At 59.2% G+C, this 25,550-nt stretch carries 23 protein-coding genes; 21 read left to right on the top strand and 2 right to left on the bottom strand.

From position 1 onward, the window contains the following. Positions 1–66: 66 nt before the first annotated feature. The 21 genes from purB to K5E37_RS04585 all read left to right on the top strand — a co-directional run bounded on the left by purB (position 67) and on the right by K5E37_RS04585 (position 24,623). A complete protein-coding gene (gene purB / locus K5E37_RS04685; RefSeq protein ID WP_039767413.1) occupies positions 67–1,437 on the top strand; it encodes an adenylosuccinate lyase in 1,371 nt (456 codons plus the stop codon). An 86-nt stretch (positions 1,438–1,523) separates the two neighbouring features. Continuing rightward, on the top strand, positions 1,524–2,699 hold the full coding sequence (locus K5E37_RS04680; RefSeq protein WP_221533238.1) for a cupin domain-containing protein: 1,176 nt from the start codon (positions 1,524–1,526) through the stop codon (positions 2,697–2,699). Further along, the gene (locus K5E37_RS04675) at positions 2,692–3,117 is read left to right on the top strand and encodes a GNAT family N-acetyltransferase (protein ID WP_007951452.1); all 426 of its coding nucleotides are present in this window, start codon (positions 2,692–2,694) and stop codon (positions 3,115–3,117) included. Before K5E37_RS04680 ends, K5E37_RS04675 begins: the two co-directional genes overlap by 8 nt. A 242-nt stretch (positions 3,118–3,359) precedes the next feature. Beyond that, positions 3,360–4,112 (top strand): secretin N-terminal domain-containing protein, encoded by a 753-nt coding sequence (locus tag K5E37_RS04670; protein WP_085609247.1) that lies wholly within the window; start codon positions 3,360–3,362, stop codon positions 4,110–4,112. A 476-nt stretch (positions 4,113–4,588) separates the two neighbouring features. Beyond that, a complete protein-coding gene (gene aceA / locus K5E37_RS04665; RefSeq protein ID WP_127798722.1) occupies positions 4,589–5,914 on the top strand; it encodes an isocitrate lyase in 1,326 nt (441 codons plus the stop codon). Positions 5,915–6,464: 550 nt separating this feature from the next. Next, positions 6,465–6,878, top strand: coding sequence for an NADH-quinone oxidoreductase subunit A (locus K5E37_RS04660; RefSeq protein ID WP_003223812.1), 414 nt, complete (start codon positions 6,465–6,467; stop codon positions 6,876–6,878). A gap of 10 nt (positions 6,879–6,888) precedes the next feature. Next, positions 6,889–7,563, top strand: a complete 675-nt coding sequence (locus K5E37_RS04655; protein ID WP_007951456.1) for an NADH-quinone oxidoreductase subunit B family protein — start codon at positions 6,889–6,891, stop codon at positions 7,561–7,563. Positions 7,564–7,632: 69 nt separating this feature from the next. Continuing rightward, positions 7,633–9,417, top strand: coding sequence for an NADH-quinone oxidoreductase subunit C/D (gene nuoC / locus K5E37_RS04650; RefSeq protein WP_007951457.1), 1,785 nt, complete (start codon positions 7,633–7,635; stop codon positions 9,415–9,417). 2 nt (positions 9,418–9,419) lie between these two features. Further along, positions 9,420–9,917 carry an NADH-quinone oxidoreductase subunit NuoE gene (gene nuoE, locus K5E37_RS04645; protein WP_003223804.1) on the top strand — a complete coding sequence of 166 codons (498 nt, stop codon included), beginning with the start codon at positions 9,420–9,422 and terminating at the stop codon, positions 9,915–9,917. Next, positions 9,914–11,269 (top strand): NADH-quinone oxidoreductase subunit NuoF, encoded by a 1,356-nt coding sequence (gene nuoF / locus K5E37_RS04640; RefSeq protein WP_007951458.1) that lies wholly within the window; start codon positions 9,914–9,916, stop codon positions 11,267–11,269. The genes nuoE and nuoF overlap by 4 nt, the downstream gene beginning before the upstream one ends. A 137-nt stretch (positions 11,270–11,406) precedes the next feature. After that, positions 11,407–14,121, top strand: coding sequence for an NADH-quinone oxidoreductase subunit NuoG (gene nuoG / locus K5E37_RS04635; RefSeq protein WP_221533237.1), 2,715 nt, complete (start codon positions 11,407–11,409; stop codon positions 14,119–14,121). Beyond that, a complete protein-coding gene (gene nuoH, locus K5E37_RS04630; protein ID WP_007951460.1) occupies positions 14,118–15,125 on the top strand; it encodes an NADH-quinone oxidoreductase subunit NuoH in 1,008 nt (335 codons plus the stop codon). Before nuoG ends, nuoH begins: the two co-directional genes overlap by 4 nt. An 11-nt stretch (positions 15,126–15,136) precedes the next feature. Beyond that, a complete protein-coding gene (nuoI, locus tag K5E37_RS04625; RefSeq protein ID WP_007951461.1) occupies positions 15,137–15,685 on the top strand; it encodes an NADH-quinone oxidoreductase subunit NuoI in 549 nt (182 codons plus the stop codon). A gap of 9 nt (positions 15,686–15,694) precedes the next feature. Continuing rightward, complete coding sequence (nuoJ, locus tag K5E37_RS04620; protein WP_007951462.1) at positions 15,695–16,195, top strand: NADH-quinone oxidoreductase subunit J; 501 nt, start codon at positions 15,695–15,697, stop codon at positions 16,193–16,195. Between the two features lie 3 nt (positions 16,196–16,198). Further along, positions 16,199–16,507 (top strand): NADH-quinone oxidoreductase subunit NuoK, encoded by a 309-nt coding sequence (nuoK, locus tag K5E37_RS04615; RefSeq protein WP_003180046.1) that lies wholly within the window; start codon positions 16,199–16,201, stop codon positions 16,505–16,507. Beyond that, complete coding sequence (gene nuoL / locus K5E37_RS04610) at positions 16,504–18,357, top strand: NADH-quinone oxidoreductase subunit L (RefSeq protein ID WP_007951463.1); 1,854 nt, start codon at positions 16,504–16,506, stop codon at positions 18,355–18,357. The genes nuoK and nuoL overlap by 4 nt, the downstream gene beginning before the upstream one ends. A gap of 39 nt (positions 18,358–18,396) precedes the next feature. Next, complete coding sequence (nuoM, locus tag K5E37_RS04605; RefSeq protein WP_007951464.1) at positions 18,397–19,929, top strand: NADH-quinone oxidoreductase subunit M; 1,533 nt, start codon at positions 18,397–18,399, stop codon at positions 19,927–19,929. A gap of 7 nt (positions 19,930–19,936) precedes the next feature. Then, positions 19,937–21,400, top strand: coding sequence for an NADH-quinone oxidoreductase subunit NuoN (gene nuoN, locus K5E37_RS04600; RefSeq protein WP_007951465.1), 1,464 nt, complete (start codon positions 19,937–19,939; stop codon positions 21,398–21,400). 242 nt (positions 21,401–21,642) lie between these two features. Beyond that, entirely contained in the window at positions 21,643–22,500 is an 858-nt protein-coding gene (locus K5E37_RS04595; RefSeq protein WP_260403929.1) for a hypothetical protein, read from the top strand. 395 nt (positions 22,501–22,895) lie between these two features. Continuing rightward, the gene (locus tag K5E37_RS29645) at positions 22,896–23,081 is read left to right on the top strand and encodes a DUF2281 domain-containing protein (protein ID WP_221533236.1); all 186 of its coding nucleotides are present in this window, start codon (positions 22,896–22,898) and stop codon (positions 23,079–23,081) included. Between the two features lie 216 nt (positions 23,082–23,297). Continuing rightward, on the top strand, positions 23,298–24,623 hold the full coding sequence (locus tag K5E37_RS04585) for an OprD family porin (protein ID WP_221533235.1): 1,326 nt from the start codon (positions 23,298–23,300) through the stop codon (positions 24,621–24,623). Between the two features lie 149 nt (positions 24,624–24,772). Here K5E37_RS04585 and K5E37_RS04580 read toward each other — a convergent pair whose 3' ends face one another. After that, the gene (locus K5E37_RS04580) at positions 24,773–25,105 is read right to left on the bottom strand and encodes a DUF2790 domain-containing protein (RefSeq protein ID WP_115078475.1); all 333 of its coding nucleotides are present in this window, start codon (positions 25,103–25,105) and stop codon (positions 24,773–24,775) included. Between the two features lie 79 nt (positions 25,106–25,184). After that, positions 25,185–25,385 (bottom strand): co-regulatory protein PtrA N-terminal domain-containing protein, encoded by a 201-nt coding sequence (locus K5E37_RS04575; RefSeq protein ID WP_085608374.1) that lies wholly within the window; start codon positions 25,383–25,385, stop codon positions 25,185–25,187. Between the last annotated feature and the right edge of the window lie 165 nt (positions 25,386–25,550).

The following is a 25,550-nucleotide window of genomic DNA, read 5'->3' as shown; positions in this document are numbered from 1 at the left end:
GACCGGCGGATTTTTTCATGTATGATACGCGCCCCATTTCGTTGCCCGACTGTCCGAGAACACCCCATGCAGCTCTCTTCGCTCACTGCGGTTTCCCCTGTTGACGGCCGCTACGCCGGCAAAACCCAGGCCCTGCGCCCAATTTTCAGCGAGTACGGTCTGATCCGTGCCCGCGTTCTGGTTGAAGTGCGCTGGCTCCAGCGCCTGGCCGCTCACGCCGGCATCCCGGAAGTGCCAGCCTTCTCCGCCGAAGCCAACGCCGTTCTGAATGAATTGGCCGAAAACTTCTCGCTGGAGCACGCCGAGCGCGTGAAAGAGATCGAGCGCACCACCAACCACGACGTAAAAGCGATCGAATATCTGCTCAAAGAGCAAGCGGCCAAGCTGCCTGAGCTGGCCAAGGTCAGCGAATTCATCCACTTCGCCTGCACCAGCGAGGACATCAACAACCTGTCCCACGCCCTGATGCTGCGCGAAGGCCGTGACGACGTGATGCTGCCGCTGATGCGCCAGACCGCCAATGCCATCCGCGAATTGGCCATCCGCTTCGCCGACGTGCCGATGCTGTCGCGCACCCACGGTCAGCCGGCTTCGCCGACCACTCTGGGTAAAGAGCTGGCGAACGTGGTTTACCGTCTCGAGCGTCAGATCGCTCAGGTCGCTGCCGTTCCGCTGCTGGGCAAGATCAACGGCGCTGTCGGCAACTACAACGCTCACCTGTCGGCCTACCCGCAGATCGACTGGGAAGCCAACGCCCGCGCCTTCATCGAAGACGAGCTGGGTCTGGGCTTCAACCCGTACACCACGCAGATCGAGCCGCACGACTACATCGCCGAGCTGTTCGACGCCATTGCGCGCTTCAACACCATCCTGATCGACTTTGACCGTGACATCTGGGGCTACATCTCCCTGGGCTACTTCAAGCAGCGCACCATCGCCGGCGAAATCGGTTCGTCGACCATGCCGCACAAGGTCAACCCGATCGACTTCGAAAACTCCGAAGGCAACCTGGGCATCGCCAACGCGCTGTTCCAGCACCTGGCGAGCAAACTGCCGATCTCCCGCTGGCAGCGCGACCTGACCGACTCCACCGTTCTGCGTAACCTCGGTGTCGGCTTCGCCCACAGCGTGATCGCGTACGAAGCGAGCCTCAAAGGCATCAGCAAGCTCGAGCTGAACGCTGACAAGATCGCTGCCGATCTGGACGCTTGCTGGGAAGTCCTGGCCGAGCCGATCCAGACCGTGATGCGCCGCTACAACATCGAAAATCCGTACGAGAAGCTGAAAGAACTGACTCGCGGCAAGGGCATCAGCCCTGAAGCGCTGCAGACTTTCATCGATGGCCTGGACATGCCGGCCGCTGCGAAAGCCGAGCTCAAGCAACTGACCCCGGCCAACTACATCGGCAACGCTGTAGCGCAAGCCAAACGCATCTGATCGACTGCTTGACCCGTTTGAGACGCCCGGCCGCGCCGGGCGTTTTTATTCCCGTCTGAAAAATGCTTTTTTTCAATAGGTTACATATGAATCCCGATATTCCTCTTCAACTTCTGGGTGGTCTTACGGCGCGCGAATTCATGCGCGATTACTGGCAGAAAAAACCACTGCTGATCCGTCAGGCGATTCCTGATTTCGAAAGCCCGATCGACGCCGACGAACTCGCCGGCCTGGCCCTGGAAGAAGAAGTTGAATCGCGCCTGGTGATCGAACACGGCGAGCGTCCATGGGAACTGCGTCGCGGCCCGTTCGCCGAAGACGAATTCAGCAAACTGCCGGAGCGCGAGTGGACTCTGCTGGTGCAGGCCGTCGATCAGTTCGTACCGGAAGTCAGCGAGCTGCTGGAAAACTTCCGTTTCCTGCCAAGCTGGCGCGTCGACGACGTGATGATCAGCTTCGCCGCCCCGGGTGGCAGCGTCGGCCCGCACTTCGACAACTACGACGTGTTCCTGCTGCAAGGCCACGGCAAGCGCAACTGGAAAATCGGCCAGATGTGCGACTCCGAAAGCCCGTTGCTGCAACACGCGGACCTGCGCATCCTCGCCGAATTCCACGAGACCGAAGAGTGGGTTCTGGAACCGGGCGACATGCTCTACCTGCCGCCGCGACTGGCTCACTGCGGCATTGCCGTCGATGACTGCATGACCTACTCGGTCGGCTTCCGCGCACCGAGCGCCGCTGAAGTGCTGACCCACTTCACCGATTTCCTCAGCCAGTTCCTGACTGACGAAGAGCGCTACACCGACGCCGATGCCAAACCGGTCAGCGATGACCCACATCAGATCCAGCACGATGCACTCGGCCGACTGAAAGCCCTGCTCGCCGAGCACATGAGCGACGAACGCCTGCTGCTGACCTGGTTCGGCCAGTACATGACCGAGCCGCGTTATCCAGAGCTGGTGGTCGGCCCGGAAGAAGTCGGGGAAGAAGACCTCCTCGGCGCGCTTGAAGATGGCGCCATCCTGATCCGCAACCCGAGCGCACGCCTGGCGTGGTCGGACGTCGATGACGACCTGCTGCTGTTCGCCAGCGGCCAGAGCCGTTACCTGCCGGGCAAGCTGCGCGAACTGCTCAAGCTGATCTGCTCCGCCGACGCCCTGCACACCGACAACCTCGGTGACTGGCTGAGCGACGAAGACGGTCGCGGCCTGCTGTGCGAACTGGTCAAACAGGGAAGCCTGGGGTTCGCCGACGATGAATAAGATTCGCGTACGTGTTGCAGACTGGCAAAAGGACAACGCCGAGATCCGCCGCATTCGCGAAACGGTGTTCATTGCCGAACAATCGGTTCCACCCGAGCTTGAGTGGGACGCCGATGACGCCACGGCGGTGCATTTCCTGGCTTTCGAAGGCGACTTCCCGATCGGCACCGCCCGTCTCTTGCCTGATGGACATGTCGGCCGGGTTTCGGTGCTGAAGGACTGGCGCGGGCTGAAGGTGGGCGATGCGCTGATGCAAGCGGTGATTGCCGAAGCGGAAGCACGGGGCCTGAAGCAGCAGATGCTCAGTGCCCAGGTGCAGGCCACGGCGTTCTATGAGCGCCTGGGTTTCAACCTGGTCAGCGAGGAATTCCTGGAAGCAGGGATTCCGCATGTCGACATGGTTCGTCACTCAGCTTAAGACCGAGGCGCCGATCGTTCCCACGCTCTGCGTGGGAATGCCTCTCGGGACGCTCCGCGTCCCTTGCGGCATGTGACGCAGAGCGTCACTGGCTGCATTCCCACGCGGAGCGTGGGAACGATCACGTAAAACGCCCCGCCATCTCACGATGCCGGGGCGTTTTGCTGTCTACGATTCAACTTGCCCCACCCCGGGCCGACAAACTGGCAATATCTAGCCTTTCGAAAGCGGAGATAACGGACATGTCCCTACGCACCCTGCTCACCACCCTGCTGCTCGGCTGCAGTTTTTCGGTGATGGCAGCCACAGAAATCGTGCCCCTCAAGTACCACACCAGCGCCGACATGCTGCCGGTGGCTCAGGACTTCCTTGGCAAGGACGGCCAGGTCAGCGCTTATGGCAACCAACTGATCGTCAAGGCCGAACCCGGCAAGATCGAAGAACTCAAGGACCTGCTCTCGCAGCTCGACACCGCGCCCAAGCGCCTGCTGATCACGGTCGACACCAACGAAAACAACGGCCGTGGCGATGAAGGTTATTCGGTCAACGGCGCTCAAACCCGGATCATCAGCCGCAGCACTGCCAGCCGTGACGGCGGCATTCAGCAGATCCAGGCCAGCGAAGGCGCACCGGCGCTGATCCAGGTTGGCCAGAGCGTGCCGATCACCAGCAGCCAGACCAACTCCTACGGCGATTACAGCAGCCAGACTCAATATCGCAACGTCACACAGGGCTTTTACGTCACCGCCAGCGTCACCGGCGAAACCGTTCACCTGGCCATCAGTACCAACCGTGACCGCATGAGCCAGGAACGTCCCGATGTAGTGAACGTGCAAAGCACCGACACAACCGTCACCGGACGCCTGGGCGAATGGATCACCCTCGCCGGCGTGAACCGCCAGACCCAGGCCGACAAACAGGGCCTGGCCCGCAGCTACTCGACTCAAGGCCGGGATGACATGACGTTGCGGGTGAAAGTCGACACGTTGGACTAAAGCACCAAAAACTGACTGATTAGTCGTATTAGACGAAAGATGTAGTGCTTGAAAAAAAGCACTACAAAACGTTTGACGAGCCAAAAAAGCGAAGGCATGATGGCCTCGCTCCCGCTAATCAGAGGCCCTGGCAAGGGCCTTCGAAGCGATGCTCGCAACCATCCCCGCGAGCCGTTTCGTGTCTGTACCGCCCACAAGGTGTGTTTGACGAGGTTGCCGACTGGAACGAAGTTGTCCCGAGGGACGGAAGCGTAATTAGGTAACCCGGCTTTACACTGTAGTTCGTATAAAGGCCCACGACGCCCGAATGCGCCCGCCAGTTCGCCTTTACCTGCTCACTTCCCCTCGAGCCCATCGTTCATCCCGTCGCCTGCCCCGCCGAACCCGACCTGACCACCTAAGCTTCTGGTCAGCGAGCGCAAGGAATTTTCCACCGCAGAACAACTTTTCATAAAGACGCGACGAGGTTTATCTCCATGGCACTGACACGCGAACAGCAAATTGCAGCCCTTGAAAAAGACTGGGCTGAAAACCCGCGCTGGAAAGGCGTGACTCGCAATTACTCCGCTGCTGACGTCGTCCGTCTGCGTGGCTCGGTTCAACCAGAGCACACCTTTGCAAAAATGGGCGCCGAAAAACTGTGGAACCTGGTCACCCAGGGTGCCAAGCCGTCCTTCCGCCCAGAGAAAGATTTCGTCAACTGCATGGGCGCCCTGACCGGCGGCCAGGCTGTGCAGCAGGTCAAAGCCGGTATCCAGGCGATCTACCTGTCGGGCTGGCAAGTCGCTGCGGACAACAACTCCGCCGAATCGATGTACCCGGACCAGTCGCTGTACCCGGTGGACTCGGTTCCAACCGTGGTCAAGCGCATCAACAACTCGTTCCGTCGTGCCGACCAGATCCAGTGGAAAGCCGGCAAGAACCCGGGCGACGATGGCTACATCGACTACTTCGCGCCAATCGTGGCTGACGCCGAAGCCGGTTTCGGCGGCGTACTGAACGCCTACGAGCTGATGAAGAGCATGATCGAAGCAGGCGCCGCCGGCGTTCACTTCGAAGACCAGCTGGCTTCCGTGAAGAAATGCGGCCACATGGGCGGCAAGGTTCTGGTTCCAACCCAGGAAGCCGTACAGAAGCTGACCGCTGCTCGTCTGGCTGCCGACGTTGCCGGTGTACCGACCATCATCCTGGCCCGTACCGACGCCAACGCTGCCGACCTGCTGACTTCCGATTGCGACCCGTACGACAAGCCGTTCGTAACCGGCGATCGTACTCAGGAAGGTTTCTACAAGGTTCGTGCCGGTCTGGACCAGGCAATCGCCCGTGGCCTGGCCTACGCGCCGTACGCCGACCTGATCTGGTGCGAAACCGCCAAGCCGGACCTGGACGAAGCCCGTCGTTTCGCCGAAGCGATCAAGAAGGAATACCCGGACCAGATCCTGTCGTACAACTGCTCGCCTTCCTTCAACTGGAAGAAAAACCTGGACGACGCGACCATCGCCAAGTTCCAGCGCGAACTGTCCGCCATGGGTTACAAGCACCAGTTCATCACCCTGGCCGGCATTCACAACATGTGGCACAGCATGTTCAACCTGGCGCACGACTACGCCCGCAACGACATGACTGCCTACGTTAAGCTGCAAGAGCAGGAATTCGCTGACGCCGCCAAGGGTTACACCTTCGTGGCTCACCAGCAGGAAGTGGGCACTGGCTACTTCGACGACATGACCACCGTGATCCAGGGCGGCACGTCCTCGGTGACCGCGCTGACCGGTTCGACCGAAGAAGAACAGTTCCACTGATCGACTTCGCCTGAACGAACGGCCTTTGCGGACCGTATAGATAGAAAGCTAACCGCATTGCCGAAAAACTGACGCCCCGACTGGTTCGGGGCGTTTTTTTGCCTGCGGTTTTCCGGGCGCCTCAGGAATTGGCACAACCTGTCAGGCAAAACATTGATCCAGAGCGGTATCCGCATCGCAAAAATCGGCTAAAACGGGCGCCGCCGCTACTTGCAGTAACGCGCATATAAGACAACTTCCCAACTACTGACCCGTTAAACAGTTACCAAACCACTCCAAACGATATCAATTATCATTTAGCGGCAACTATGTTCGTTACATTTCCTACAAAACATAATTCGTGAAATCCCGGCTAATGCCCGCAACGCATGGGCTGCGGGCCCTTCGAGGTGCGCTATGTCCTTATTCCAATAAATAATTTCGCTATAGGAATTTTACTTGCAGGGTGTTTAGCCATAAAATCAGCGCGATTGATTGCTGCGACATATCGTCACTGCCTTATTTCTTTATCAAGCTCAGAGACCTTTGCTCTCTGTTAAGGATTTCCAGCATGCCCGAAGCGACAGGACTCATGGCCCACAACTGGGGCTTTGCCATTTTCCTTCTGGGTGTAGTCGGCCTGTGTGCCTTCATGCTCGGCGTCTCCAGCCTCCTCGGGTCAAAAGCCTGGGGCCGCAGCAAAAACGAACCGTTCGAGTCCGGCATGCTACCTACCGGTGGCGCCCGCTTGCGGCTCTCAGCCAAATTCTATCTGGTCGCGATGCTGTTCGTGATCTTCGATATCGAAGCCCTCTTTCTCTTTGCATGGTCTGTGTCCGTCCGCGAAAGCGGCTGGACCGGATTCGTCGAAGCTCTCGTTTTCATAGCAATTCTGTTGGCAGGTCTTGTCTACCTGTTCCGAGTGGGCGCCCTTGACTGGGCTCCGGAAGCTCGTCGCAAGCGGCAGGCGAAGCTGAAACAATGAGGCTTTGGCAATGCAATACAATCTCACCAGAATCGACCCCGATGCTCCTAACGAGCAGTATCCGATCGGCCAGCGGGAAACCGTTTCCGATCCGTTAGAAGATCAAGTCCACAAAAACATTTTCATGGGCAAGCTGGAAGACGTGCTGAGTGGCGCGGTCAACTGGGGACGTAAGAACTCCCTGTGGCCGTACAACTTCGGTCTGTCGTGCTGCTACGTGGAAATGACCACCGCCTTCACGGCGCCCCACGACATCGCGCGCTTCGGCGCCGAAGTTATCCGGGCATCACCGCGTCAGGCCGACTTCATGGTTATCGCCGGGACCTGCTTCATCAAGATGGCGCCGATCATTCAGCGCCTGTACGAGCAGATGCTCGAGCCCAAGTGGGTGATCTCGATGGGTTCGTGCGCCAACTCCGGCGGCATGTACGACATCTACTCCGTGGTTCAGGGGGTGGACAAGTTCCTGCCCGTTGACGTCTACGTACCTGGCTGCCCGCCCCGTCCAGAAGCATTTCTGCAAGGCTTGATGCTGTTGCAGGAATCCATTGGCCAGGAGCGTCGCCCACTTTCCTGGGTCGTTGGCGATCAAGGCGTTTATCGCGCCGACATGCCTTCGCAGAAGGAACAGCGCCGCGAACAGCGAATCGCAGTCACCAACCTGCGCAGCCCTGACGAAGTCTGATCCAGTCTGTTTCAAAGAAACGAGAAGCTGGCTTCATTCTTTACGTTGACCGAAAGCGAAAAAATAACCATGACTACAGGCAGTGCTCTGTACATCCCGCCTTATAAGGCAGACGACCAGGATGTGGTCGTCGAACTGAACAACCGTTTTGGCGCCGAAGCGTTCACCGCTCAGCCGACCCGCACCGGCATGCCGGTGCTGTGGGTGGCGCGCGCCAAGCTCGTCGAAGTCCTGACCTTCCTGCGCAACCTGCCCAAGCCGTACGTCATGCTCTATGACCTGCACGGCGTGGACGAGCGTCTGCGCACCAAGCGTCAAGGGCTGCCGAGCGGTGCCGATTTCACCGTGTTCTATCACCTCATGTCGCTGGAACGTAATAGTGACGTGATGATCAAGGTCGCCTTGTCCGAGAGCGACCTCAGCTTGCCGACCGTCACCAGCATCTGGCCGAACGCCAACTGGTACGAGCGTGAAGTCTGGGACATGTACGGCATCGACTTCAAAGGTCACCCGCACCTGTCGCGCATCATGATGCCGCCGACCTGGGAAGGTCACCCGCTGCGCAAGGACTTCCCGGCGCGCGCCACCGAATTCGATCCGTTCAGCCTGAACCTGGCCAAGCAACAGCTTGAGGAAGAAGCCGCGCGTTTCCGTCCTGAAGACTGGGGCATGAAGCGTTCCGGGGCGAACGAGGACTACATGTTCCTCAACCTGGGTCCGAACCACCCTTCGGCTCACGGTGCCTTCCGCATCATCCTGCAACTGGACGGTGAAGAGATCGTCGACTGCGTTCCGGACATCGGTTACCACCACCGTGGTGCCGAGAAAATGGCCGAGCGTCAGTCCTGGCACAGCTTCATTCCTTACACCGACCGTATCGACTACCTCGGCGGCGTGATGAACAACCTGCCGTACGTGCTCTCGGTCGAGAAGCTGGCCGGCATCAAGGTGCCAGAGAAGGTCGACGTCATCCGCATCATGATGGCCGAGTTCTTCCGTATCACCAGCCACCTGCTGTTCCTGGGTACCTACATCCAGGACGTCGGCGCCATGACCCCGGTGTTCTTCACCTTCACCGACCGCCAGAAGGCCTACACGGTGATCGAAGCCATCACCGGTTTCCGTCTGCACCCGGCCTGGTACCGCATCGGTGGCGTCGCCCACGACCTGCCACGCGGCTGGGAAAAACTGGTGAAGGACTTCGTTGAATGGCTGCCAAAGCGCCTCGACGAATACACCAAGGCTGCCCTGCAGAACAGCATCCTCAAGGGTCGTACCATCGGCGTTGCCCAGTACAACACCAAAGAGGCCCTGGAATGGGGCGTCACCGGTGCCGGCCTGCGTTCCACCGGTTGCGACTTCGACCTGCGTAAAGCGCGTCCGTACTCCGGCTACGAGAACTTCGAGTTCGAAGTACCGCTGGCTGCCAACGGCGATGCCTACGACCGCTGCATGGTTCGCGTCGAAGAGATGCGCCAGAGCGTCAAGATCATCGACCAGTGCCTGCGCAACATGCCGGAAGGCCCGTACAAGGCGGATCACCCGCTGACCACGCCGCCGCCGAAAGAGCGCACGCTGCAGCACATCGAAACCTTGATCACGCACTTCCTGCAGGTTTCGTGGGGCCCGGTCATGCCGGCCAACGAATCCTTCCAGATGATCGAAGCGACCAAGGGCATCAACAGTTATTACCTGACGAGCGACGGCGGCACCATGAGCTACCGTACCCGGATCCGTACTCCGAGCTTCCCGCATCTGCAACAGATCCCTTCGGTGATCAAAGGCAGCATGGTCGCGGACCTGATTGCGTACCTGGGTAGTATCGATTTCGTTATGGCCGACGTGGACCGCTAAGCATGAACAGCACGCTTATCCAGACAGACCGTTTCACCTTGAGTGAAACCGAGCGCTCGGCCATCGAGCACGAGCTGCATCACTACGAAGACCCGCGCGCGGCGTCGATCGAAGCCCTGAAGATCGTTCAGAAAGAGCGCGGCTGGGTGCCGGACGGCGCTCTGTACGCCATCGGCGAGATCCTCGGCATCCCGGCCAGCGACGTTGAAGGCGTGGCCACGTTCTACAGCCAGATCTTCCGTCAGCCGGTCGGCCGTCACATCATTCGCGTCTGCGACAGCATGGTCTGCTACATCGGTGGCCACGAGTCGGTGGTCAGCGAGATCCAGAACAACCTGGGTATCGGCCTGGGCCAGACCACCGCCGACGGTCGCTTCACCCTGCTGCCGGTCTGCTGCCTCGGCAACTGCGACAAGGCACCGGCGCTGATGATCGATGACGACACCTTTGGCGATGTCCAGCCTGCCGGCGTCGCCAAACTGCTCGAGGGCTACGTATGACCCTGACCTCTTTCGGTCCTGCCAACCGCATCCAGCGTTCGGCCGAGACTCACCCGCTGACCTGGCGCCTGCGTGACGACGGCGAAGCCGTGTGGCTCGACGAGTACCAGGCCAAGAACGGTTACGCCGCTGCGCGCAAAGCCTTCGCCGACATGGATCAGGACGCCATCGTCCAGACCGTGAAAGACGCCGGCCTCAAAGGTCGCGGCGGTGCAGGCTTCCCCACTGGCGTGAAGTGGGGCCTGATGCCAAAGGACGAATCCATCAACATCCGCTACCTGCTGTGCAACGCGGATGAAATGGAGCCGAACACCTGGAAAGACCGCATGCTGATGGAGCAACTGCCCCATCTGCTGATCGAAGGCATGCTGATCAGTGCCCGCGCGCTGAAAACCTACCGTGGCTATATCTTCCTGCGTGGCGAGTACACCACCGCCGCCAAGCACCTGAACCGTGCCGTGGAAGAAGCCAAGGCTGCCGGCCTGCTGGGCAAGAACATCCTGGGCAGCGGCTTCGATTTCGAGCTGTTCGTCCACACCGGCGCCGGGCGTTACATCTGCGGTGAAGAAACCGCACTGATCAACTCCCTCGAAGGCCGCCGCGCCAACCCGCGCTCCAAGCCGCCCTTCCCTGCCGCCGTTGGCGTGTGGGGCAAGCCGACCTGCGTGAACAACGTTGAAACCCTGTGCAACGTGCCGGCGATCATCGCCGACGGCGTGGACTGGTACAAATCGTTGGCCCGCGACGGCAGCGAAGACATGGGCACCAAGCTCATGGGCTTCTCCGGCAAGGTCAAGAACCCTGGCCTGTGGGAACTGCCATTCGGCGTGACCGGTCGCGAACTGTTCGAAGACTACGCCGGCGGCATGCGCGACGGCTTCAAGCTGAAAGCCTGGCAGCCAGGCGGCGCCGGTACCGGTTTCCTGTTGCCTGAACACCTCGACGCACAAATGTACGCCGGCGGCATCGCCAAGGTTGGCACCCGTATGGGTACCGGCCTGGCCATGGCGGTGGACGACAGCGTCAACATGGTGTCCCTGCTGCGCAACATGGAGCAGTTCTTCGCTCGCGAATCCTGTGGTTTCTGCACCCCTTGCCGTGATGGTTTGCCATGGAGCGTCAAGCTGCTGATGGCGATCGAACAAGGTCGCGGCCAGCCAGGCGACATCGAGACCCTGCTGGGTCTGGTCAACTTCCTCGGCCCGGGCAAGACCTTCTGTGCTCACGCACCGGGTGCCGTGGAGCCGTTGGGCAGTGCCATCAAATACTTCCGTCCAGAGTTCGAAGCCGGTATCGCGCCTGCAAGCGCCGCCGTCCCGCCTCTGGCGAAGCCGATCGTAGTCGGCGCGTAAACGCTTAAAAAAGGCGAAGGGTCCGTGCCCTTCGCCTTTCGTCCGATGACGCCTTTCGGGGCTGACTGGATTCGGACGGATAACAAGATTCCATTAGCCACGCCCGCTGACACCGGGCCAACGAAGACCTTTGAACCATGGCCACTATCCACGTAGACGGCAAAGCGCTCGAAGTCGACGGGGCAGACAACCTGTTACAGGCATGTCTGTCGCTGGGCCTCGACATCCCTTATTTCTGCTGGCACCCCGCGCTTGGTAGCGTCGGGGCCTGCCGCCAGTGCGCGGTCAAGCAGTACACCGACGAGAACGACACCCGTGGTCGCATCGTCATGTCCTGCATGACCCCTGCCACCGACAACACCTGGATCTCCATCGACGATGAAGAATCCAAGGCGTTCCGCGCCAGTGTCGTCGAATGGCTGATGACCAACCACCCGCACGACTGCCCTGTGTGCGAGGAAGGCGGTCACTGCCACCTGCAAGACATGACCGTGATGACCGGCCACAACGAGCGCCGTTATCGCTTCACCAAACGCACCCACCAGAACCAGCAACTGGGCCCGTTCATTTCCCACGAAATGAACCGCTGCATCGCCTGCTACCGCTGCGTGCGTTTCTACAAGGACTACGCCGGCGGCACCGACCTCGGTGTGTTCGGCGCCCACGACAACGTGTACTTCGGTCGCGTTGAAGACGGCACCCTCGAAAGCGAGTTCTCCGGCAACCTCACCGAGGTCTGCCCGACCGGTGTGTTCACCGACAAGACTCACTCCGAGCGCTACAACCGCAAGTGGGACATGCAGTTCTCGCCGAGCATCTGCCATGGCTGCTCGAGCGGTTGCAACATCTCCCCGGGCGAGCGTTACGGCGAACTGCGTCGCATCGAAAACCGTTACAACGGTTCGGTGAACCAGTACTTCCTGTGCGACCGTGGCCGTTTCGGTTATGGCTACGTCAACCGCACCGACCGTCCACGTCAGCCACTGCTGGCCGACGGCACCAAGCTTGGGCTGGATGCTGCGCTGGACAAAGCCGCCGACCTGCTGCGCGGTCGTAACATCGTCGGTATCGGTTCGCCGCGTGCCAGCCTCGAAAGCAACTACGCGTTGCGTGAACTGGTGGGCGCCGAGCACTTCTACTCCGGTATCGAGGCCTCCGAGCTGGAACGCATCCGTCTGGTCCTGCAAGTGCTGAAAGACAGCCCGCTGCCAGTGCCGAACATGCGCGACATCGAAGATCACGACGCCGTGTTCGTCCTCGGTGAAGACCTGACCCAGACCGCCGCCCGCATGGCCCTGGCCCTGCGTCAGTCGGTCAAAGGCAAGGCCGAAGACATGGCCGAAGCCATGCGCGTTCAGCCTTGGCTCGACGCTGCGGTGAAGAACATCGGTCAGCACGAGCTGAACCCGCTGTTCATCGCCAGTCTGGCTGAAACCAAGCTCGACGACATCGCCGAAGAGTGTGTACACGCCGCTCCAGACGATCTGGCCCGCATCGGTTTCGCCGTAGCTCACGCCCTGGACGCCAGCGCACCGGCCGTTGAAGGTCTGGACGCCGAAGCCCTGGAACTGGCCAAGCGCATCGCCGACGCCCTGCTCGCCGCCAAGCGCCCGCTGATCATCGCCGGTACTTCGCTGGGCTCCAAAGCCTTGATCGAAGCCGCTGCAAACATCGCCAAGGCCCTGAAGCTGCGCGAGAAGAACGGTTCGATCAGCCTGATCGTGCCGGAAGCCAACAGCCTCGGCCTGGCCATGCTCGGTGGCGAGTCGGTTGATGCTGCGCTGCAAGCGGTCATCGACGGCAAAGCCGACGCCATCGTCGTGCTGGAAAACGATCTGTACACCCGTACCGCCAAGGCCAAGGTCGATGCGGCACTGAACGCTGCGAAAGTAGTGATCGTTGCCGACCATCAGAAGACCGCCACCAGCGATCGCGCGCATCTGGTTCTGCCAGCCGCCAGCTTCGCTGAAGGCGACGGTACGCTGGTCAGCCAGGAAGGTCGCGCCCAGCGCTTCTTCCAGGTTTTCGACCCGCAATACATGGACGCGAGCATTCTGGTCCACGAAGGCTGGCGCTGGCTGCACGCCCTGCGCGCCACCCTGCTGAACCAGCCGATCGACTGGACGCAACTCGACCACGTGACCGCTGCCGTTGCTTCGAGCACCACGCAACTGGCCCGTATCGTCGACGCCGCACCGTCCGCCTCGTTCCGCATCAAGGGTCTGAAACTGGCCCGTGAGCCGCTGCGTTATTCCGGTCGCACCGCGATGCGCGCCGACATCAGCGTTCACGAACCACGTACCCCGCAAGACAAGGACACCGCGTTCGCCTTCTCGATGGAAGGTTACTCGGGCTCCGCCGAACCGCGTCAGCAAGTGCCGTTCGCCTGGTCGCCGGGCTGGAACTCGCCGCAAGCCTGGAACAAGTTCCAGGACGAAGTCGGTGGTCACCTGCGCGCTGGCGATCCGGGCACCCGCCTGATCGAAAGCACCGGTGATTCGCTGAACTGGTTCACCAGTGTTCCGCGCGCGTTCAACCCGGCCCAGGGCACCTGGCAAGCCGTGCCGTTCTATCACCTGTTCGGCAGCGACGAGAACTCGTCGAAAGCCGCTCCGGTCCAGGAACGCATCCCGGCTGCCTACGTTGCACTGGCCAAGTCCGAAGCGGATCGCCTGGGCGTCAACGACGGCGCACTGCTGAGCCTCAATGTTGCCGGCCAGACCCTGCGTCTTCCGCTGCGCATCAATGAAGAGCTGGGCGCTGGCCTGGTTGCACTGCCGGCCGGTCTGGCAGGCATTCCGCCGGCGATTTTCGGCCAAACCGTTGATGGTCTGCAGGAGGCAGCGCAATGACCTGGTTCACCCCTGAAGTGATCGATGTGATCCTGACGGTCATCAAGGCCATCGTGATCCTGCTGGCCGTGGTGGTCGCAGGCGCGTTGCTCAGCTTTGTCGAGCGTCGCCTGCTGGGCTGGTGGCAGGACCGTTACGGTCCGAACCGCGTTGGTCCGTTCGGCATGTTCCAGATCGCAGCCGACATGCTGAAGATGTTCTTCAAGGAAGACTGGACCCCGCCGTTTGCCGACAAGGTGATCTTCACCCTGGCGCCGGTGGTGGCCATGTCTGCCCTGCTGATCGCGTTCGCGATCATCCCGATCACCCCGACCTGGGGCGTGGCGGATCTGAACATCGGCCTGCTGTTCTTCTTCGCCATGGCTGGTTTGTCGGTCTACGCGGTGCTGTTCGCCGGCTGGTCGAGTAACAACAAGTTCGCCCTTCTCGGCAGCTTGCGTGCCTCGGCGCAGACCGTGTCCTACGAAGTGTTCATGGGCCTGGCCCTGATGGGCATCGTGGTGCAGGTCGGCTCGTTCAACATGCGCGACATCGTCGAGTACCAGGCGCAGAACCTGTGGTTCATCATTCCGCAGTTCTTTGGCTTCTGTACCTTCTTCATCGCTGGCGTGGCCGTGACTCACCGTCACCCGTTCGACCAGCCGGAAGCGGAACAGGAACTGGCCGACGGTTACCACATTGAATACGCCGGTATGAAATGGGGCATGTTCTTCGTCGGTGAATACATCGGCATCATCCTGATCTCGGCGCTGCTGGTCACCCTGTTCTTCGGTGGCTGGCACGGTCCGTTCGGCATCCTGCCGCAACTGTCCTTCGTCTGGTTCGCACTGAAGACCGCGTTCTTCATCATGCTGTTCATCCTGCTGCGCGCTTCCATCCCGCGTCCGCGTTATGACCAGGTGATGGATTTCAGCTGGAAATTCTGCCTGCCACTGACCCTGATCAATTTGCTGGTGACCGCTGCAATCGTGTTGTGGAACACGCCTGCGGTTGCGGTTCAGTGAGGATTTGACCCATGTTCAAATATATTGGCGACATCGTTAAGGGTACCGGTACCCAGTTGCGCAGCCTGGTCATGGTCTTCGGCCATGGCTTTCGCAAGCGCGACACCCTGCAATACCCGGAAGAGCCGGTCTACCTGCCACCACGCTACCGTGGTCGCATCGTCTTGACCCGCGACCCCGATGGCGAAGAACGCTGCGTGGCTTGCAACCTGTGCGCCGTGGCCTGCCCGGTGGGTTGCATCTCGCTGCAGAAAGCTGAAACCGAAGACGGTCGCTGGTACCCGGACTTCTTCCGTATCAACTTCTCGCGCTGCATTTTCTGCGGTCTCTGCGAGGAAGCCTGCCCGACCACCGCGATCCAGCTGACCCCGGATTTCGAGATGGCCGAGTTCAAACGTCAGGACCTGGTGTACGAGAAAGAAGATCTTTTGATCTCCGGCCCCGGCAAAAACCCTGATTACAACTTCTATCGTGTTGCAGGTATGGCCGTTGCGGGCAAGCCGAAAGGCGCCGCACAAAACGAAGCCGAGCCGATCAACGTGAAGAGCTTGCTGCCTTAAGGAAGAACGATGGAATTCGCTTTCTATTTCGCATCGGGTATCGCTGTTGTGTCCACACTGCGTGTGGTCACCAACACCAATCCTGTGCACGCCCTGCTCTACCTGATCATTTCGTTGATCGCCGTGGCCATGACCTTCTTCGCACTCGGCGCTCCGTTCGCCGGCGTGCTGGAAGTGATCGCCTACGCTGGCGCCATCATGGTGCTGTTCGTGTTCGTGGTGATGATGCTGAACCTGGGCCCGGCCTCGGTGCAGCAGGAACGCACTTGGCTCAAGCCCGGGATCTGGGCGGGGCCGGTGATTCTCGCCGCCCTGCTGCTGGCCGAACTGCTGTATGTGCTGTTCGCTCACCAGAGCGGTCAGGCCATCGGCCACACCACCGTCGATGCAAAAGCCGTGGGCATCAGCCTGTTCGGTCCGTATCTGCTGGTGGTCGAACTCGCCTCGATGCTGCTGCTCGCTGCAGCCGTCACGGCGTTCCATTTGGGCCGTAACGAGGCGAAGGAGTAAGACATGCCTGCTATCCCTCTCGAACATGGTCTGGCCGTCGCCGGCATCCTGTTCTGCCTTGGTCTGGTCGGCCTGATGGTCCGCCGCAACATTTTGTTCGTGTTGATGAGTCTGGAAGTGATGATGAACGCCTCTGCACTGGCCTTCATCGTTGCGGGCGCCCGCTGGGCGCAACCGGATGGACAGATCATGTTCATCCTGGTGATCAGCCTTGCAGCCGCCGAAGCCAGTATTGGCCTGGCGATCCTGCTGCAACTGTATCGCCGCTTCCACACGCTCGATATCGACGCTGCCAGTGAGATGCGCGGATGAACCTACTCTTTCTGACTTTCGTATTCCCTCTGATCGGGTTCCTGTTGCTGTCGTTTTCGCGCGGCCGCTTCTCGGAAAACCTGTCGGCGCTGATCGGTGTCGGCTCCATCGGCCTGTCTGCCATCGTCGCGGCCTACGTGATCTGGCAATTCAACGTCGCGCCACCGGAAGGTGGCGTCTACACCCAGGTGCTGTGGCGCTGGATGTCGGTGGAAGGCTTCCAGCCTAACTTCGCGCTGTACCTGGATGGTCTGTCCGTGACCATGCTCGGTGTGGTCGTCGGTGTCGGCTTCCTGATCCACCTGTTTGCATCGTGGTACATGCGTGGCGAAGACGGTTACTCGCGCTTCTTCTCGTACACCAACCTGTTCATCGCCAGCATGCTGTTCCTGATCCTCGGCGATAACCTGCTGTTCATCTACTTCGGTTGGGAAGGCGTGGGCCTGTGCTCGTACCTGTTGATCGGTTTCTACTACAGCAACCGCAACAACGGTAACGCCGCACTCAAAGCCTTCATCGTCACCCGTATCGGCGACGTGTTCATGGCGATCGGCCTGTTCATCCTGTTCCAGCAACTGGGCACGCTGAACGTCCAGGAACTGCTGGTGAAAGCGCCTGAGCACTTCAAGGTCGGCGATTTCTGGATCGTGCTGGCCACCCTGATGCTGCTGGGTGGTGCGGTCGGTAAATCGGCGCAACTGCCGCTGCAAACCTGGCTTGCGGACGCGATGGCCGGCCCTACCCCGGTTTCGGCACTGATCCACGCCGCAACCATGGTGACTGCCGGTGTCTACCTGATCGCCCGCACCCACGGTCTGTTCGCCCTGGCGCCGGATATCCTGCACCTGGTCGGCATCGTCGGTGGTGTGACCCTGGTTCTGGCCGGTTTCGCCGCACTGGTACAAACCGACATCAAACGTATCCTCGCCTACTCGACCATGAGCCAGATCGGCTACATGTTCCTGGCGCTGGGCGTTGGCGCCTGGGAAGGCGCGATCTTCCACCTGATGACCCACGCCTTCTTCAAGGCCCTGTTGTTCCTTGCTTCCGGTGCGGTGATCGTTGCCTGCCACCACGAGCAGAACATCTTCAAGATGGGCGGCCTGTGGAAGAAACTGCCGCTGGCCTACGCCAGCTTCATCGTCGGTGGTGCCGCTCTGGCCGCCCTGCCGCTGGTGACCGCAGGTTTCTACTCCAAGGACGAAATCCTCTGGGAAGCGTTCGCCAGCGGCAACCACGGTCTGCTTTACGCAGGTCTGGTCGGCGCATTCATGACGTCGCTGTACACCTTCCGCCTGATCTTCATCGCGTTCCATGGTGAAGCCAAGACCGAAGCCCACGCCGGTCACGGCATCGCTCACTGGCTGCCGCTGTCGGTGCTGATCGTGCTGTCGACCTTCGTCGGCGCCATGATCGTTCCACCGCTGCACGGCGTACTGCCTGAGAGCGTTGGCCATGCCGGTGGCGAAGCCAAGCACAGTCTGGAAATCGCCTCGGGCGCCATCGCTCTGGCCGGTATCCTGCTGGCGGCCCTGCTGTTCCTCGGCAAGCGTCGCTTCGTGACCGCGATCGCCAACAGCGGCATCGGCCGTCTCCTTTCGGCCTGGTGGTTCGCTGCCTGGGGCTTCGACTGGATCTACGACAAACTGTTCGTGAAGCCGTACCTTGCGATCAGCCACATGCTGCGCAAAGACCCGCTCGACCAGACCATCGGTCTGATCCCGCGCATGGCCAAGGGTGGTCACACCGCCCTGAGCCGTACCGAAACCGGTCAACTGCGTTGGTACGCTGCTTCGATGGCTGCTGGTGCCGTGTTGGTCATCGGCGCTGTCGTGCTGGTAGCGGTCTGATATGAACCTTGCGAATTTGCGAAAGGAAACGAGCCCGTCATGATTCTGCCTTGGCTAATCCTGATCCCCTTCATCGGCGGCCTGCTGTGCTGGATGGGTGAGCGCTTCGGCGCTACCCTCCCCCGCTGGATTGCGCTGTTGACCATGACCCTGGAACTCGCCCTCGGCCTCTGGCTGTGGGCCCACGGTGACTATTCATTTGCTCCGGCGCCTGGCGCCGATCCGACCTGGGCGCTTGAGTTCAAGCACGTCTGGATCCAGCGCTTCGGCATCAACGTGCACCTGGCCCTCGACGGCCTGTCGCTGCTGATGATCCTGCTGACCGGTCTGCTGGGTATCCTGTCGGTACTCTGCTCGTGGAAAGAGATTCAGCGTCACGTTGGCTTCTTCCACCTGAACCTGATGTGGATCCTGGGCGGCGTTGTCGGCGTGTTCCTCGCCCTCGACCTGTTCATGTTCTTCTTCTTCTGGGAAATGATGCTGGTGCCGATGTACTTCCTCATCGCGCTCTGGGGTCACAGTTCTTCGGACGGCAAGAAAACCCGGATCTACGCAGCGACCAAGTTCTTCATCTTCACTCAGGCTTCCGGCCTGATCATGCTGGTGGCGATCCTCGGTCTGGTCCTGGTCAACTACAACAGCACCGGCGTGATCACCTTCAACTACGCCGATCTGTTGAAGACCAAGATGTCGATGACCACCGAGTACATCCTGATGCTCGGCTTCTTCATCGCCTTCGCGGTCAAGCTGCCAGTGGTTCCGTTCCACTCCTGGCTGCCTGACGCTCACGCCCAGGCGCCGACTGCAGGTTCCGTCGACCTCGCCGGTATCTTGCTGAAAACCGCGGCCTACGGTCTGCTGCGTTTCGCCCTGCCGCTGTTCCCGAACGCCTCGGCCGAATTCGCGCCGATCGCCATGACCCTCGGTCTGATCGGGATCTTCTACGGTGCGTTCCTGGCGTTCGCACAAACCGACATCAAGCGTCTGATCGCCTTCTCGTCCGTTTCCCACATGGGCTTCGTACTGATCGGCATCTACTCCGGCAGCCAACTGGCGCTGCAAGGTGCCGTGATCCAGATGCTGGCGCACGGTCTGTCGGCGGCGGCACTGTTTATCCTCAGCGGTCAGCTGTACGAGCGTCTGCATACTCGTGACATGCGTGAGATGGGCGGTCTGTGGTCGCGTATCGCTTACCTGCCGGCGATCAGCCTGTTCTTCGCAGCCGCCTCTCTGGGTCTGCCGGGCACCGGTAACTTCGTCGGCGAGTTCCTGATCCTGATCGGTACGTTCGCCAGTGCTCCATGGATCACCGCGATTGCCACCTCCGGTCTGGTGTTCGGTTCGGTCTACTCGCTGATCATGATCCACCGCGCTTACTTCGGTCCGTCCAAATCGGATTCGATCCTGCACGGCATGGACGGTCGCGAACTGATCATGGTGCTGGGCCTTGCGGTACTGCTGATTTACCTCGGCGTCTACCCGCAACCGTTCCTCGACACTTCTGCCGCCACGATGCATGGCGTGCAGCAGTGGCTCGGCACCGCCTTCACTCAACTCGCTTCGGCCCGGTAAGAGCGCTATGGAATTCACGATTCAACACTTTATTGCGCTTGCGCCACTGTTGATCACCAGCCTCACCATTATCGTGGTGATGCTGGCAATCGCCTGGCGCCGCAACCACTCGCAGACCTTCCTGATTTCGGTGGCAGGTCTGAACCTGGCCTTGCTGTCGATCCTGCCAGCGCTGAAAGTCGCGCCTCTGGCCGTGACTCCATTGCTACAGATCGACACCTTTGCCTGCCTGTACATGGCGCTGATCCTGGTCGCCACCCTCGCTTGCGTCACCCTCGCCCACGCCTACCTCGGCGATGGCGGTTCGGGTTACCCGGGCAACCGTGAAGAACTGTACCTGCTGATCCTGATGGCTGCCGCCGGTGGCCTGGTTCTGGTCAGCGCGCAGCACCTGGCCGGCTTGTTCATCGGTCTGGAACTGCTGTCGGTGCCGGTCTACGGTCTGGTGGCCTACGCCTTCTTCAACAAGCGTTCGCTGGAAGCCGGCATCAAGTACATGGTGCTGTCGGCCGCCGGTTCCGCGTTCCTGCTGTTCGGTATGGCGCTGCTGTACGCCGACTCGGGTTCGCTGAGCTTCGTCGGCATCGGTCAGGCCCTGGCCGCGACCGGCCTGCCAAGCTCGCTGGCGCAACTGGGCCTGGGCATGATGCTGATCGGTCTGGCGTTCAAGCTGTCGCTGGTACCGTTCCACCTGTGGACGCCGGACGTGTACGAAGGTGCTCCGGCACCGGTGGCCGCGTTCCTCGCCACCGCTTCGAAAGTGGCCGTGTTCGCGGTCATGGTTCGTCTGTTCCAGATCTCCCCTGCTGCAAGCAGTGGCGTTCTGAGCAACGTGCTGACCATCATCGCCATCGCTTCGATCCTGTTCGGTAACCTGCTGGCCCTGACCCAGAGCAACCTCAAGCGTCTGCTCGGTTACTCGTCCATCGCGCACTTCGGCTACCTGCTGATCGCACTGGTGGCGAGCAAGGGTCTGGCCGTGGAAGCCATCGGCGTGTACCTGGTCACCTACGTGATCACCAGCCTCGGCGCCTTCGGCGTGATCACCCTGATGTCCTCGCCGTACAACGGCCGTGACGCAGATGCGCTGTACGAGTACCGCGGCCTGTTCTGGCGCCGTCCGTACCTGACCGCCGTACTGACCGTGATGATGCTGTCCCTGGCCGGTATCCCGCTGACCGCAGGCTTCATCGGCAAGTTCTACATCATCGCTACCGGTGTCGAGTCGCACCAATGGTGGCTGGTCGGCTCGCTGGTACTGGGCAGCGCCATCGGCGTCTTCTACTACCTGCGCGTGATGGTCACCCTGTACCTGATCGAACCAAACCTGCGCCGCCACGACGCCCAGCTGCACTGGGAACAGAAAGCAGGCGGCGTGATGCTGCTGGCAATCGCCCTTGTCGCGTTCTTCCTCGGCGTCTACCCACAACCGCTGCTGACCCTGGTTCAGCAATCGGGCCTGGCGGGCTGATCGCTCAGCGATAGCTGGCTACAAACAGAAACGGCACCTTCGGGTGCCGTTTTTGCGTTTGGGGAATTCATTACGAGTGCCCTGCCCCTTCCTGCTTAAACTCCAGAAAGCTCCCGCTGAATTGTCGGTTTCGTCCTACACCCCGTATTCGGCTCTCGGAGCTATCGTGTGTGAGCGGGATAAAGCAGCTTCGCAGGCACATTGAATGCACTGACCGATCGACAGGACACAGGGAAATCATATTGAACATTCACAACATACATACCACTTACGAAAAAATGTATGCATATGAAGAAGAGATAAAAAACAGCATTTCAATAAAAACCCAAATAATATTTACAGCAATATTCGCCCTTGCTTCAGCAACAATTTATCTCGCGCGTTTTCTAGACTTCACATTCAACCCTAAGATTGCATATGTTATTTCTTTCCTCGCAGCAACAACGTTAGTAATTTCAGCAATATCCACATATTTCAATTGCAAAGCTTTTAGCGGCTCTGAATTCAACCGAATGCCATATGCAGAAAAAATCAAGGAATACTACGAAAGCCAAATAGAGTACAACGATGAGCTTGCCAAATATAACGCCCAAGTAGCTCAACACGAACAAATACCCTTAGTCAACCCTGCTAAAGAAACCGCCAGCTTTATATCAAACACTTACATTAGCTGCTCTACACATAACGCCCTGGTCAACGAAGAGCGATCCCGCTGGGTGTTTAAAGCACTTTCAACTTTTCTGATGGCTTGTATTCCCCTCGCCATAGGCAGCTTGCTATTTGTTCTCTTTGACATGGACACCTCCTCTCCCAGGAAAAATTTTGCAATAAAAGATACATACGTGGGAGATCAAATCGCCGCCTTAAAAACTCAGCTGTTAAATGACTCTAGATCTGACGCGGTAGCAGACCTGAAAAAAAGGACTATAATCCTCGAAAATATAGTTCTTCAAAAAGGGGCGGAAAAATTGAGCGAACCCAATAAACCAGCATTGAGCGAACAAAAAGCTCTGCCCCAAGCGCCTGTAAAACCGTCTGTTCCACCATCCAGGAAGACGTACGACGATATTAATGGCGGTCCTTATAGGAATCAGAAATGAAAGCGACCAACGGCCCGTCCAAACCAGTAAATGAGACTAGACCCACACCACCAAAAAAGCCCTCTGCACCAGTGGTACGCCGTGTTGTCAACGAGAGAGTTATCAATAGAAAGGAAATAGCGCTAGATAATAGATGATCATCAATCGAAACCATTCGGTCATGATCTACCACTCCAAAAAAACGGCATCTTTGGATGCCGTTTTGTTTTTTGGAGTTTCATTTCAAAAAACTCTGACACCCCTGATGGACGCAACCTAAGATAGCGATCCTTTTATCGTAAATGCCGTCTGCTCTTTAGGAGTTTTCCTGCAAGTCACTGGGCAATGTATGACATTCGAAAGGATCCATTTGCCAGTAAATTCGAAGATCAATTTTCTGGAGGAGATGGCGAACCATGAAGCGAGATATTTTTTCAGAGTTGATGGATGGTCTCGAAGCGTTAGCCGAAGAACGCAAAGACAAAGTCACCTTGAAAAATACGCGCGCCCAACGGATCGGAACCATGAAGGGCAAACTCACACTTCCCAATGACATCGATACCTCTCTGCCAGAAGACGTGCTGGATAGCTTCGAACGTTAGAAACGAACATCTGCATACATGGAACGATTAGCCCCGCCCTGTATGTGAGTTTCGACTCCACCCACCTAACGAAATTGTAATTCCCCAATCACCTCCGCGTTATCTGCAGCCTGCAACGATGTCACCCGGCGACCATGCCGGCGGGCCCTTTGCCCGTCGAACAATAAAACCCACGCCGAAGCTCGTTCCCGTTCTGCCGAACCCTAGGAGTGATTGATGGTTAACAACACAAAAATGTCGATGGCCGCTCTGGCAGTGGTTGTCGGCGCAGGGCCGTCCCCGGTGTTTGCAGAAGAAAAACCCGAAGGGTTTATCGAAGGCAGCAGCCTGACGGTGCTCAACCGTAACCTCTATTTCAACCGTGACCACCGCAACGGTCAGTCCAGTCCCACGGGCAATGGTTATTCCGAAGCCTGGGCCCACGGCATCATCGGCAAGTTCGAATCCGGCTTCACCCAGGGCACCGTCGGGGTCGGGGTGGATGCGTTTGCGATGATCGGCCTGAAGCTCGACACCGGCGACGGTCGCAACGGCGGCCGCAGTTCGTTCGATGTGTTGCCGGTCAACAGCGACGGTGAAGCGCGGGACGAGTACACCAAGGTCGGTGGCGCCGCCAAAGTGCGCGCTTTCGATACGGTGGTGAAAGTCGGTGATGTGTTCCCGGCCAACCCGGTGGTCGCGGCAGGCGATTCGCGATTGCTGCCGGAAAGCTTTCGCGGTGTGACGGCGACCAACACCAGCATCGAAGGTCTATCGATCCAGGGCGGCCGGCTGCATGCGATGAGCCAACCGGTGTCCAGCGACCTGCGTGAAAACTTCGCAACCTTCTATGCCGGCCCGGTCAATTCGCCGTGGATCGCTTACGGCGGCGGCGATTACGCGCTGAACAAAAACCTCAGTTTCAGCCTGTACTCCAGTCGCCTGAAAGATGCCTGGAACCAGTACTACGCCGGCACCGCCTGGACGTATCCACTGTCGGATGACCTGTCGCTGTTCGGCGGCCTGAACTACTACAAGGCGATCGACGAAGGCAAACAATTGCTCGGCGAGTTCGACAACAACATCTGGAGCGGCCGCGTCGGGGTGAAACTCGGCGCGCACTCGGTCGCCATTTCCCACCAGCGCAACAACGGCAACGACGACTTCGATTACCTGCGTCAGTCCGACTCGATCTTCCTCGACAACTCGATCCAGTACAGCGACTTCAACTCGCCGAAAGAGCGTTCGTGGATGGTGCGCTACGACCTCGACATGACCACCTATGGCGTGCCGGGCCTGTCGTTCATGACCCGTTACGCACGCGGCAGCGACGCCGATTACTCCAACGCCAACGCCGTGTACATGCGCCGCGATGCCGATGGCAATCCGCTGACCGACCAGAAGCGCTGGGAGCGTGATATCGAAGTCAAATACGTGGTGCAGAGCGGTTCGATGAAAGACCTGTCGCTGCGTCTGCGCCAGGCCACTACCCGCGCCACCGCATTCGAGTCAGACCTTGATGAAGTGCGGGTGATCGTCGAATACCCGCTGGCGATTCTCTGAGTTTCACGAGCAATGCCCATTCACCTTTAGAAGCTCCTTGCTCCTTTGGTAAGAGGTGAATCTTTGGCGTCCTTCGGGACGCCTTTTTTATGCCCGAAAAAAAGCCCGACTCACTGAACATGAACCGGGCGTTTCAGCCGGGATTAGCGTCAGCCACCCTGCTGGCGACAATTCCCCATCACGTTGTAAGTGACCGTATTGAGCTGCCCCTTGGAGTCCTCGTAAGTCATCGCAGCCGGCACAACAGCGCATTCATTCTTTGGCCGGACAACGCTCACCACCTTCTTCACATCCAGCTTCATCCCGTACTCATATTCCTTGACCACCGGCGCCGCTTTGCCCTGACTGGCCGCGTACTGCTCCATGGCTTTGGTGTTGGCACTGAGCGCCCGGTCGAACGTTCTGTCGCCACCGCCTTCGGCCAACGCATTCAAGGAGATCGCCATGACAGCGGTAAACGCCAACAGCTTTAGAGTTTTCATATTCGCTTCCTTCAAATCACGACTCATAAAAAAGCCCACCATCGATGTGCGATGACGGGCTCATTCACTGGCAGCACGCTTACAGGTCTTGGGTCTTGTCGTCCTTCTTGTCGTTCACGACGACCGGATCACGGGCCTTTTCCTTCGTAGCAAAAATCTCCATCGAGCGCTCATTGGCGGCCATCATTCGGTCGAAAGTGCGGTCGCCGCCACCTTCGGCCAACACCAGGGAAGACATCATCAGAGCCACGGCAAACGCGCCAATCTGTGCAAGTTTCATCGTTGATTCCTCATTCAAGTCACTGACGGGATCAAGGTAACAATCCGAACCTTTCGTGACGGTGGCGCCGAAATTACATATCCGTTATGTGCCACCGTCCTATTGGATCAATACAAAAACTGTGGGAGCGAGCTTGCTCGCGAAGAGGCCGTGTCAGTCGACTAA

Source organism: Pseudomonas sp. RIT778, assembly GCF_019718735.1.
Lineage (GTDB): Bacteria > Pseudomonadota > Gammaproteobacteria > Pseudomonadales > Pseudomonadaceae > Aquipseudomonas > Aquipseudomonas aphyarum.
Note: the sequence above shows the minus strand (reverse complement) of the source record. Positions and strands in the feature narration are given on the sequence as shown.

Coding starts and splice junctions, on each gene's coding strand:
- K5E37_RS04575 (WP_085608374.1), bottom strand. CDS start 25,385: ATGAAACTTGCACAGATTGGCGCGTTTGCCGTGGCTCTGATGATGTCT.
- nuoM (WP_007951464.1), top strand. CDS start 18,397: ATGATTCTGCCTTGGCTAATCCTGATCCCCTTCATCGGCGGCCTGCTG.
- nuoE (WP_003223804.1), top strand. CDS start 9,420: ATGAACAGCACGCTTATCCAGACAGACCGTTTCACCTTGAGTGAAACC.
- nuoN (WP_007951465.1), top strand. CDS start 19,937: ATGGAATTCACGATTCAACACTTTATTGCGCTTGCGCCACTGTTGATC.
- nuoI (WP_007951461.1), top strand. CDS start 15,137: ATGTTCAAATATATTGGCGACATCGTTAAGGGTACCGGTACCCAGTTG.
- nuoC (WP_007951457.1), top strand. CDS start 7,633: ATGACTACAGGCAGTGCTCTGTACATCCCGCCTTATAAGGCAGACGAC.
- K5E37_RS04660 (WP_003223812.1), top strand. CDS start 6,465: ATGCCCGAAGCGACAGGACTCATGGCCCACAACTGGGGCTTTGCCATT.
- purB (WP_039767413.1), top strand. CDS start 67: ATGCAGCTCTCTTCGCTCACTGCGGTTTCCCCTGTTGACGGCCGCTAC.
- K5E37_RS04585 (WP_221533235.1), top strand. CDS start 23,298: ATGGTTAACAACACAAAAATGTCGATGGCCGCTCTGGCAGTGGTTGTC.
- K5E37_RS04680 (WP_221533238.1), top strand. CDS start 1,524: ATGAATCCCGATATTCCTCTTCAACTTCTGGGTGGTCTTACGGCGCGC.
- nuoK (WP_003180046.1), top strand. CDS start 16,199: ATGCCTGCTATCCCTCTCGAACATGGTCTGGCCGTCGCCGGCATCCTG.
- nuoL (WP_007951463.1), top strand. CDS start 16,504: ATGAACCTACTCTTTCTGACTTTCGTATTCCCTCTGATCGGGTTCCTG.
- K5E37_RS04580 (WP_115078475.1), bottom strand. CDS start 25,105: ATGAAAACTCTAAAGCTGTTGGCGTTTACCGCTGTCATGGCGATCTCC.
- K5E37_RS04675 (WP_007951452.1), top strand. CDS start 2,692: ATGAATAAGATTCGCGTACGTGTTGCAGACTGGCAAAAGGACAACGCC.
- nuoF (WP_007951458.1), top strand. CDS start 9,914: ATGACCCTGACCTCTTTCGGTCCTGCCAACCGCATCCAGCGTTCGGCC.
- K5E37_RS04655 (WP_007951456.1), top strand. CDS start 6,889: ATGCAATACAATCTCACCAGAATCGACCCCGATGCTCCTAACGAGCAG.
- K5E37_RS04670 (WP_085609247.1), top strand. CDS start 3,360: ATGTCCCTACGCACCCTGCTCACCACCCTGCTGCTCGGCTGCAGTTTT.
- nuoJ (WP_007951462.1), top strand. CDS start 15,695: ATGGAATTCGCTTTCTATTTCGCATCGGGTATCGCTGTTGTGTCCACA.
- K5E37_RS29645 (WP_221533236.1), top strand. CDS start 22,896: ATGAAGCGAGATATTTTTTCAGAGTTGATGGATGGTCTCGAAGCGTTA.
- nuoH (WP_007951460.1), top strand. CDS start 14,118: ATGACCTGGTTCACCCCTGAAGTGATCGATGTGATCCTGACGGTCATC.
- aceA (WP_127798722.1), top strand. CDS start 4,589: ATGGCACTGACACGCGAACAGCAAATTGCAGCCCTTGAAAAAGACTGG.
- nuoG (WP_221533237.1), top strand. CDS start 11,407: ATGGCCACTATCCACGTAGACGGCAAAGCGCTCGAAGTCGACGGGGCA.